Annotated in this window: 6 protein-coding genes, 1 pseudogene and 1 riboswitch; of the genes and pseudogenes, 3 read left to right on the plus strand and 4 right to left on the minus strand. The window is 73.1% G+C overall.

Annotated elements, in window-relative coordinates; translation table 11 throughout:
* Positions 1-1,799: pseudogene (locus ABYE80_RS12005) on the plus strand (hypothetical protein); the annotation flags it as partial.
* On the opposite strand, the gene ABYE80_RS12010 reads toward ABYE80_RS12005, so the two are convergent.
* Complete coding sequence (locus tag ABYE80_RS12010) at positions 1,792-2,829, minus strand: beta-galactosidase (RefSeq protein WP_372790519.1); 1,038 nt, start codon at positions 2,827-2,829, stop codon at positions 1,792-1,794. The pseudogene ABYE80_RS12005 and the gene ABYE80_RS12010 sit on opposite strands and share 8 nt — an antisense overlap.
* Positions 2,830-2,931: 102 nt before the next feature.
* Here ABYE80_RS12010 and ABYE80_RS12015 point away from each other — a divergent pair, with 102 nt between their 5' ends.
* Positions 2,932-4,317, plus strand: a complete 1,386-nt coding sequence (locus tag ABYE80_RS12015; RefSeq protein ID WP_372790520.1) for a hypothetical protein — start codon at positions 2,932-2,934, stop codon at positions 4,315-4,317.
* Here the strand turns inward: ABYE80_RS12015 and ABYE80_RS12020 are convergent.
* Positions 4,286-5,833, minus strand: a complete 1,548-nt coding sequence (locus ABYE80_RS12020; RefSeq protein ID WP_372790521.1) for a hypothetical protein — start codon at positions 5,831-5,833, stop codon at positions 4,286-4,288. The genes ABYE80_RS12015 and ABYE80_RS12020 overlap by 32 nt on opposite strands.
* Before the next feature lie 75 nt (positions 5,834-5,908).
* Positions 5,909-5,991, minus strand: a riboswitch (cyclic di-GMP riboswitch).
* 260 nt (positions 5,992-6,251) lie between these two features.
* On the opposite strand from ABYE80_RS12020, the gene ABYE80_RS12025 reads away from it, so the two are divergent.
* On the plus strand, positions 6,252-6,998 hold the full coding sequence (locus tag ABYE80_RS12025) for a class I SAM-dependent methyltransferase (RefSeq protein ID WP_372790522.1): 747 nt from the start codon (positions 6,252-6,254) through the stop codon (positions 6,996-6,998).
* Here ABYE80_RS12025 and ABYE80_RS12030 read toward each other — a convergent pair.
* Both ABYE80_RS12030 and ABYE80_RS12035 read right to left on the minus strand, forming a co-directional pair.
* The gene (locus ABYE80_RS12030; RefSeq protein ID WP_372790523.1) at positions 6,975-8,981 is read right to left on the minus strand and encodes a hypothetical protein; all 2,007 of its coding nucleotides are present in this window, start codon (positions 8,979-8,981) and stop codon (positions 6,975-6,977) included. The two genes, ABYE80_RS12025 and ABYE80_RS12030, sit on opposite strands and share 24 nt — an antisense overlap.
* A gap of 259 nt (positions 8,982-9,240) precedes the next feature.
* A partial coding sequence (locus ABYE80_RS12035; RefSeq protein ID WP_372790524.1) for a hypothetical protein occupies positions 9,241-9,724 on the minus strand: 484 nt, incomplete at its 5' end.

A 9,724-nucleotide genomic window follows, 5' to 3' on the forward strand; every position in this document is an offset into this window, starting at 1 on the left:
GCACGAGCCCTCGCCCGTGGCTGCTCGCCGTGCTCGTGGTGGCCCTCGAGGCGGTGCTGGCGCTCGCCGGGATCCACACCGTCGCGCTGTCGGCGGTCGCGCTGCTCGCGCCCGGTCTCGCGCTGCTGCCGCTGCTGCCCGGCGCCGTCCGGCGGGTCCCGCTGGCCGCCCTCGCGGCCGCGCCGGCGCTCGGGGTGGCGGTCAGCTGCATCGTCCTGGTGTCGGCCGCCAGGGCGGGCCTGCCGCTGACGGGGGTCAGCGTCCGGCTGCTCGTGCTCGCGGTGGTCGTGGGCGCGCGCTGGTCGTGGACCGCCCAGCCGTCCGAGCGCACCACGCCGCGTCGCGAGGTCGCCGAGGCCGTCGGGCTGCTGCTGGTGCTTGCGGGGTCCCTGGTCCTGGCGTGGCGCGTGATGGGACGCACCCCGGTCCCCGGCAACGACTGGGCGAAGTACCTGCTGTACGCGGACGAGGTGCGCCGGCACGGGTCGTTGCTGATCGACAACCCGTACTGGATGCTGGGCGTGCCGTTCCGCGAGGACCCGGGCGCCCCGGCGCTGTACGGCTCCCTGCTGAGCATGACCGGTGCGTCCGCGGGGGTGCTGGCGCGCGGCATCCTCGTCTTCACCGTCATCGAGATCCTCGCGGTGTTCGCGTTCGCCCGCGCGTTCTGGGGACCGGCCGCCGGCGTGCTCGCCGCCGCCCTGATCGCGGCGATCCCGGCCACGCAGGACATCCTCGGCTGGCACGGGCTCGCGAACGTGGCCGCGTTCGGCCCACTCGCACTGCTGTGCGCGTACGCCGCGGCGTTCGGTCGCGGGGAGTTGGACTGGCGCTCGCGGGTCGGGGCGGCCGTGATCCTCGTCGGCCTCGCCGCGCTGCACCGTCTGACGATGCTCGTGGGGTTCGGGGCGGTCGCGCTCGTCGTGCTGGGGTCCCTGCGGTCCCTCGGCGTGCGGCCCGCGCTGCGGGAGTGCCTTCGGATCGCCGCGTGGTGCGTACCGATCGGCGCGCTGGTGGCGTGGGACCTCTACACGCGCCAGTCGACGTTCGGAGGCACGCAGCCCTACACGGCCTACCTGGGGACGAAGATCAACCTCGATCTCGCGGCCCGCGACATCTCCCCCTTCCTGGCCGGCGGGACGGCGCTCGCGCTGCTCGTCGCCGCCGTGCGGCATCGCACCGATCGCGCGCTGATCGGTCCGCTGGCGATCCTGGTCGTGTCCGTCGCCCTCGGATACGCCTGGCTGGTCGAGGTCCCCAACTACTACGCCCGCATGGTCTACTTCGTGCCGCTGGCGGCGGCCCCGCTCATGGCGGCGGTGGCGGTGCGCCTGCGGCCCGCGGCGCTGGTGGTCGCGGTCGTGGTCACCGGGCTCGCGCTCACCTCCGCGTCCGCGTACCGGCAGGCCCCGAACGTGCGGGCGTTCTACGGGTTCGCCTCCCCGGCGTCGCTGCAGGGACTCGACGCGGTCGCCGAGACCCTGCGGCCCAACGAGGTCGTGGTGACGGACCGGTGCTGGAGCTTCCTGGCCACCTGGCTGCTGCACACCCGGACGTTGCCGGCGCTGAGCCTGCAGGACATCCAGCCGCAGGCCGAGGTCGAGATCGCCCGCCGCGCGCAGGCCGTGCTGGCGGCGACGCCGTCGGGCCTGCGTGATGCGGAGCGGCTCGGCGTGCGCTACCTGATCGTCGACCCGACGTGCCCGGACGACGACGGATCGCTGCTCGAGCCGCCGCTGATCGGGGACCCGGTGTTCGTCAGCCGGCGCCTGGCCGTGCTGAAGCTGCCGCCTACTTGAGCTTCCTGACGGCCGCCCGGAACGACTTCAACGCCGGCTTCGCCTTGCCGTCGAGGGAGTGCAGCCCGGTGTGCAGGCCCCAGAAGTCCTTGCCGCCGGGGTACGGGACGGCGTCGCGCCAGTTGAAGTACACGAAGCCGTTGAGCCGCAGGCTCTTGCGGTGCTTGCCGGCGAGCCGTATGAAGCTCGACACGTAGCGGGCGTGCTTGCGGCCGACGTAGAAGCCCTTCTTGGGCCCGTTGTCGGACCATCCCACCTCGGTGGCCCGGATCTCGATGCGCTTCCCGCCGCGCCGGTTCAGCGCGCGGCGCGCCCGCTTGAGGTTGCGGATGACGCCGCCCGGCGTCTTGGCGTAGGGGTTGACGGCGAGCGTGTCCATCCCGCGGGAGGCGCCCGAGCGCATCATCTGGTCGATGAACTTCGTGAGCGGGATCCCCGACCTGCTGTCGGGCAGGCCGGCGGACACGATCTCGGCCCGGCGGTCGACCTTGCGGATGGCCTTGCGCGTCGTGCGCAGCAGCTTCACGTACGACGACGCCCGGGCCTTCGGCCGCCAGTACACGTCGAGGTTCGGCTCGTTCCAGATCTGGTAGGCCAGGACGGGGCGATACGGGGTCTTGCGGTGCGCGCGCCAGTAGCTGCCCTTGCGGCCGTAGCGCTTGGCGACACGGCGGGCGAACCGCGCGAAGTCCGAGTTGCGTCTGGGCGGATAGGTGCCTCGCAGCGCGTTCTTCTTCGGGCGCTTGGAGCGGAAGCTCGGCGGGTTGAAGAGGATCGGCATCACGCGGATCCCGTACTTGGCCGCCGTCCCGACGAACCCGTCGTAGAACGAGAAGTCGTACTTGCCGCGCTTGCGCTCGACGACGCTCCAGTCGATCGTCTGCCGCAGCGTGCGCACGCCGGCCCGTTTCATGAGCTTCATCTGCTGCGCGCGGTAGGCCCCTGGCGTCGCCAGAGCGTCCTCCGACGTGACCCCGACGAAACCGGTCGGGAGCTTCGCCTCGGCGGGGGCCGCGGGTACCGCGAGCACGGCAAACAGCAAGAGGAGTGGACGCCATCCGTGGTCCAACACGTGTCCAAGTATGCGGGATCAGAAGTGGGGATGCACCCGGTTGCGTCGATGCCGGAGGTCATGCCCTCCCGTTCTCGCGCCGTTCTCGCTGCACTTCTCGGCCTTTTCCTCGTCCCGCTGTTCGTCGCCCCGGCGGACGCCGCCGAGCGCCGATCGTGCGCGAAGTCGGTCAAGGACCGCGACGGTGACTGCATCGCCAACACCCGGGACCGGGACATCGACGGCGACCGGATCCCCAACCATCGCGACAGCGACATGGACGGCGACCGCAAGCGGAACTCCAGGGACTCCGACGTGGACGGCGACCGGGTCCCCAACGCCCGCGATCGCCAGCCGTTCGGCGTTCAGGTCAAGGGCACGCGGTACGGGGTGGCCGCTCCCGGGCGTGTCCGCATCGCGCGGACGACGAAGCAGGCGGTGGCGGGGCTGCCTCGCGGCCTGCGCGTGCCGCGCGCCTTCCTGGGGGTCGTGGCCGAGGACGCGCTGGCCGAGACGGGTCCGGCAGGCGCTCCCGCCATGCCGAGGATCGCGGCGTCCGGTGTCGGCCTGCTGCGGCAGACCTTCAGCTGGCGCAACATCGAGTTGCGGCCCGGTGTCCTGGACTTCTCCGCCTACGACGCGTTCGTCGCGGATGCCGCGCGGCGCGGCATCGACCTGCTGCCGATCCTGTTCGACCCGCCCGCCTTCCGGTCCTCGGCGCCGTCGGGGCAGACCCGGATGACCTACCCGCCGGCGTCGGACGCCGCGTTCGCCATGTTCGCCGCGATCCTCGTGGCCCGGTACGGCCCGACCGGGTCCTTCTGGTCGGCGCGTCCCGACGTCCCGCGTCGGCCGATCCGCGCCTGGCAGGTGTGGAACGAGCCGAACCTGAAGGCCTACTGGGGCGGCAAGCCCGACGCGGTCGCCTACACGCGGATGCTGAAGACGGTCCACCGCGCGATCCGCTCGGTCGACCCGTCGGCGACGGTGGTCACGGCGGGCCTGCCCGAGTCGCGCCTGGGCGACTCGCCCCGGAGGTTCCTCGCCCGGATGTACCGGGCGGGCGCGAAGGGGCACTTCCAGGCGCTGGCGCTCAACCCGTACGCCACGACGGCCGACGGCGTCCTCGAGATCCTGGTCGCGATGCGGCGCCAGATGAACAAGGCGAAGGATCGCGCCGCGATGTGGGTGACCGAGATCGGCTGGGCGACGACCGGTACGTCCTCGACCTACGACCTCGGTGAGAAGGCGCACGCGGCGGTGGTCACCCAGACGGTCGCCCTGCTGGCCCGCAACGCCAAGCGGCTGAACCTGCGCGGCGTCGTCTACTACGCCTGGCGCGACCTGCCGGTGTACGAGGGCGGTCGGGACTTCTGGGGACTGCACACCGGCCTGCTGTCGCAGGACGGGACCCCGAAGCCCGCGTACCGCGCGCTCACTTCGCTCCTGCGGCGACTCGCGCGCTGAGCGGGATCGAGGCCCCGCCGCAGACGCGGAGGGCTCTGGTCGCCGCCTTCGACGAGCGCCGCGACGCGGTCCGGGCGGTCGACGTGACCTTGACGGCGCGACACGCAGTGGTGACGGACCGGCGGGCGTTGGACCTCCGGGACTTCTTCTTCCTGGCCGGCTTCCGCGCGGTCCCCCAGTTCGCCACGCGGGGCGGTCGCCGGCTGACGGCGGACGGTGCTCGGCGAGCGGGCGACGGTGCCCGCGCGGCGGGCAGCCTGCCGGCCGGGGTCCTGAGGCCCGAGTTGTTGACCGCCGAGCCGCCGCTCGGACTCGCGGCCGCGTTCGGCGAGTACCGCACCCCGCTCAGCTCCAGGGCTGCGGGCAGGTCGAGCATCCGCCCGCCTGCGGCGGCCCGGGTGAGCGACGTCCATGCCGGCTTGGGGCCTGCGTCCGAGCCGGTGACGTGGGTGTAGCGCAGGCCGAGGCCGTCGTCGCGGACGGCCCGCACGTTGTTGTCGCGCAGCATGTACCAGAGCACCGGCCCGACGTTGTCGGCCGCGCGGACGCCCGCGTCGAGCCTTGCGCTGAAGGACCGGAAGCCCTCGGCGATCGTCTCGGGGGCGGCGTCGGTGTCCGACCAGCCCATCTCGGTCAACCAGATCTGCTGACGCGGGGCGCCGCCCGGTCCCGTGCCCGTGGTCGCGCGCAGGTCGTCGGCGATGCGGTCGACGAAGGCCACCGCGTCGGCCCCGAGCTGCTCGCCGGTGCGTCCCCGCGCGTCGGAGTAGGGGTGGATGGCGACCGCGTCGAACGCGTTGACGTCACGGACGGCGAGCGCCCGCAGCACCTCGGCGGGCTCGACGAACGACTGCTCGCCGTTGCGGTCCCACACGAGACCGCCGACGACGGCGCGGGCGCGCGGGTCGGCCTCGCGCAGCTTGGCCCGCGTGAGGGTGAACAGCGCGGCGTAGTCCTCGGCATCGGCGGCGTCGTCCCACCACCAGCCGTTGTTCTGCTCGTTCCAGATCTCCCAGGCGCGGATCGGCTTGGGGTCGCACCCGCAGGTGTCCCAGAACGTCCCGCCGGGCCCGTAGCGCCGCGCGGCGGCCGCGGCGAAGGCGGCGAACCGCTCGCGTGTCGGTGTTCCGCCGGCGCCGTCCTGGGTAGGGGGCACGGGACCATGGTGCCCGTTGCTGCGCATCCCGAAGTTGATCAGCGCTGGAAGCAGCGTCATGCCGTGCCGGGTCAGCCCACGGACGAGGTCGTCGTAGCTCAGCAGCCAGCAGGTCGGCGAACGGCGGGCGAAGTCGAAGTCGCCACGGCCCTCGGGATCGACGCAGTCCAGGCGCATGCGGGCGCGGTAGAGGCGGATGCCGCCGTCATGGGCGAGTGCGAGGTCGCCATCGCCGGCCCACGCGCCGTGGGACAGGAAGATCCCGTCCGACCGCAGGTCGTTGACGCCGACGGCGCCGATCTGCTCGGCCGCGTGAGCGGTGCCGGCGAAGCTGGTCGTGGCGAGCGCGAGCAGCGCCACGGTATGACGAATCCGCGCGCGCATCCGCACAACGGCCACCTCCGTGTCTCTGAGCGCCGTCCCGCCCAGACGTCCTTCGGCAGCCCGGCCAACTCCCGTTCCGTGGGAGTTCCGTGGCTTTGCGGACCCGCTTCACAGCGGGGGTGCCGTTTCGGGAGGCGGCGTCGTGTTCTTCCGTGAACTCTCATCCCCGGAATCGGAGAGGATGTTCCGGAACCCGACCTCCCACCTGAAGAACGGCCCGATGTCCAGGGTGCGTCTCCCCAGTTCCGGGGAGCCCGTCGCTGGACACCGGCGTCCTGACCTCGCCGTCCTTTCGCGAACAGCCCGGATGCTTCACACTGCCACGCACTTGACCGTCTCAGCGCAGCCCAGTCCCGAATGGCGTCAGCCAACTCCGGGTGCCCCGCCCCCAGAGTTGAACGGCGCCCGACCGCGCGGGCCGAAGGCTGCGGTCGCCCGGTACCTGTCGAGCGTCTTCGAGACCTCCGAGGACGAGTGCAAGCTCACGATCCTCGACGCGGTCGCCGCCGACCCTCCCCGCGAGCGCCTGCTCGACCTCGGGTGCTTCAACGGGGCCTTCACCGCCGACCTGGCGAAGGCGGCCCAGGCGACCCAGGTGGTCGGCGTCGAGTGGCTGCCGCAGCACGCCGCGGAGGCGCGTCGACGAGGCGTCGACGTGGCCGAGACCGACCTGAACGACCCCCTGCCCTTTCCCGACGACGCGTTCGACCTGGTGCACGCCAACCAGGTGATCGAGCACGTCCGCGGCACCGACAACTTCCTGCGCGAGGTCGCGCGGGTGTGTGCTCCGGGCGGCCGGGTGCTGCTGGCCACGAACAACATGTCGTCGTGGCACAACGTGGCGAGCCTCGCGCTCGGCTTCCAGCCGTTCCCCAACCACGTCTCCGACGAGTTCCACGTGGGCAACCCGCTGGATCCGCGTCGCGGTCTGATGCACGCGGACATCGGGCAGACGCACGTCCGCGTGTTCACGATCCGCGCTCTGAAGGAGCTGGCCGCGGTCCACGGCCTCGAGACCACCAGCACGTACGTGAGCGGCTACTACCCGCTGCGCCGGCGTCTCGCGCGCGGCGCCGCGCGGGTGGACCCGCGCCACGCGGCCTTCATGATCGTGGCGCTAGCGCCCGCGGAATCGCACTGAGGCGATCAGCCGTCCGGTGCCCGTGCGGCGGTCCGCGGCGCGCGTGAGGTAGAGGCGGTCGCCGGTGCGCAGTCGCACCCGCACGACGAAGGTGCGGGTGATGTTCGTCCGGAGCACCCGTGAGGTCAGGATCGTGCGCTTCCTGGATCCCTTGCGCCGCACCGAGACCACGTAGCGGGCGCGCGCGGCCCGGGCCGGACAGGACGCACGTGCCCTGACGGTCGCCCGCCGCGTCGTGACCCGCTTCAGCCCGACGGTCAGGCGGTAGCGGCACACCGTCGCGGAGGCGATCAGGCGGGGTGCCCCGGTGGCGCGGTCCGCCGCCCGGGTCACGTAGACGCGGTCTCCCTGACGGAGCCGCACGCGGGCCTGGAAGCGCCGCGCGAGGTTGGTCCGGAGCCACACGGTCCGGAGCACGACGCGTCGCGTCGCCCGTCGGCGCCGCACCGACACGACGTAGCGGGAGCGTGCGGCGCTCGTCCGGCAGATCGCGGAGGCCTCGAGGTGCGCCCGCGTGCTCGTGATCCGTCGTAGGCGGGCCTTCAGGCGGTGCCCGCAGGGGGCCAGCGCGGCGCCGTGCGGCCACGACCCAGCCGCACCGCCGCCCGCCGGGACCGGCTGGGAGGCGCTGGCGACGGAGCTCGGCACGCCGCCGGCGGCCGGCGGCGCCACGATGCGGCACGGTCCGTCGGTCACGGGGCAGCGCCAGACGGCGGAGCGCGCGATGCCCGGGATCTCCGCCCACACGTCGAACTCCCAGACCGGCGGGCCGTCGGGGATGCACACCTCACCGAACCCGAAGGCGTCGATCTCGAACGTCGACGTGCGCCCGTCGGCGACCCGCAGGGTGAGGGTGGCGCCCTCGATCGGGTTGCCGCCGTAGCGGATGTCCGCCACGGCGCAGGTGGGCGTCGTGTGGGTCACCGTGCTGCCGAGTTCCAGGAGGTCGGCGGGCGCGGTCGCCCCGGGCCCGCAGATCACGAGTCCGGTGGAGGGCGCGGCCCGCCAGTGCTGGGACGCCGCGGCGATCGCGCGGCCGGTCGCGTTGGGCTTGGCCGTCGCGCGCTCGTAGATGCCCATCCATCCTTCCTTGATGGGCTCGCGGTCGGTCTCGGTGCCGACGGCGTTGTAGACGAGCATGTTCCCGATGCCGCAGTCGCTGCGGGCCAGCGCGGCGCCCGTGAGCTGCAGGGTGCCGGCCCGTGCCTCGTCGCTGACGAGCCCCTCCCCGGCGCGGCGGGACGGGCTGCCGTCGTGGCTGCGGGGCTGCCCGGTCTCGGTGACGTCGATCGGCAGCGCGCCGTCCCCGACGGACTGCAGCGTGGCGCGGAGCTGGCGGACGAGCCCGATGATCGCCGGGGCGTGCGGGGCGTACGGGTGGAAGCCGATGCCGTCGATCAGCCCGCGCGCCCCGAGGGCGTACAGCTGGCTGACGTAGCTGGAGAACCCCTGCCAGCCGATGCTGGCCAGCAGCCGCACGCGCGGCTGGACCGCCTGCACGGCTGCGCGGACCTGCCGCAGGGCCTTCACGTACTCGGCGGCGTCGGCGCGGCGCGTCCAGAAGTTGGCCGAGTTGGCCTCGGTCCAGAGCTCGAGGTCACGGACCGCGAGGTCGGCGTACTGCGGGTAGCGGGCCCAGAACGCGCCGCCGGGGCCGTAGCGGGCGGCGAAGGCCGCGGCGAACGCGGCGAGGTCCGGGTACCGGCTGGGGGCCACGATCGCTCCGTCGCCGGCCGCCCACCACGGGGCGACCGCGATCGTGCCCACGGGACGGATGCCGACGGACACCAGGGCGAGGATCTCGCGGTCCAGCGAGAGCTCGGGCTGGCCGGGCGGGTCCCAGGTGTAGGTGTGCACCGGGGGGTTGGTCCGCGACGGGGGCCTGGGTTCCGCCCACAGCCATGCGGCAGCGATCCGGGCGGTCCGCAGCCCGTCGCTCGAGATCTGGTTGAGGAAGGCGGGACGCTCCGAGGGCTCGATCACCGTGAGGAACAGCGCCTGGGCGTTCGTGCCGAAGAAGTCAGGGCCCGGGACGGGCGCCGCGACGGCCGGCGCTCCGCTGCCTGCGGCGGTCGCCGCGCAGGCGAGGGCCGCAGCGCACGCGACCCGTACGCGACGGGTCAGGCGCAGCGCACGGCGTGCTGGAACCTGGGACGACAGCGACCAACCTCCACTGTTGGTCTTGGGTCGCTGATGGATAGCACGATTCGTCCCCTATGTGGAATGGCCGATCGGACCGAATTCAGCGCACGCGGAAGCGGATCGGGCAGGAGGTCGTGTCGGCCGCGAGCCCGCCGCGCTGCTTGGGGTAGCGGGCCCACAGCTCGTAGGTCCCGGTCCGCGGAGGCTTCCAGCGCGGCCCGGTGAAGCGCCCGCGGCGATCGGTCCTCACCCGGGCGATGGTGTGGAGCTTCCCCGTGGGACGTGACCACTCCAGCACGACGGTCCGGCGCGAGCGCAGGGCCACGACCCGTCCGCGCAGCCGGATCCGGGTGCTGCGCTTGATCGAGCGGGGGGACCGCCCCGCCCGCACGGTTCCCTTCGGGGTGGAGCTGAGGATCAGATGGGCGGCGAGCCCGGAGGACCCGACCTTGGGACCGCTGGTGCGCGCGGTGATCGACCTCGTGACGGTGGGTCCGCCGGCCAGCGGGCTCGGCGGCTCGTAGGTCCCGACCATCGTCGGCTGCACGCGGAAGCGCAGGCGGTAGTCGCCGTCCCGCCACGGA

Source organism: Paraconexibacter sp., from assembly GCF_041602235.1.
Classification (GTDB): domain Bacteria; phylum Actinomycetota; class Thermoleophilia; order Solirubrobacterales; family Solirubrobacteraceae; genus Paraconexibacter.

Excerpts from the sequence above, each read along its gene's own strand:
- ABYE80_RS12015 (WP_372790520.1), top strand. The coding sequence starts at position 2,932 with ATGCCCTCCCGTTCTCGCGCCGTTCTCGCTGCACTTCTCGGCCTTTTC.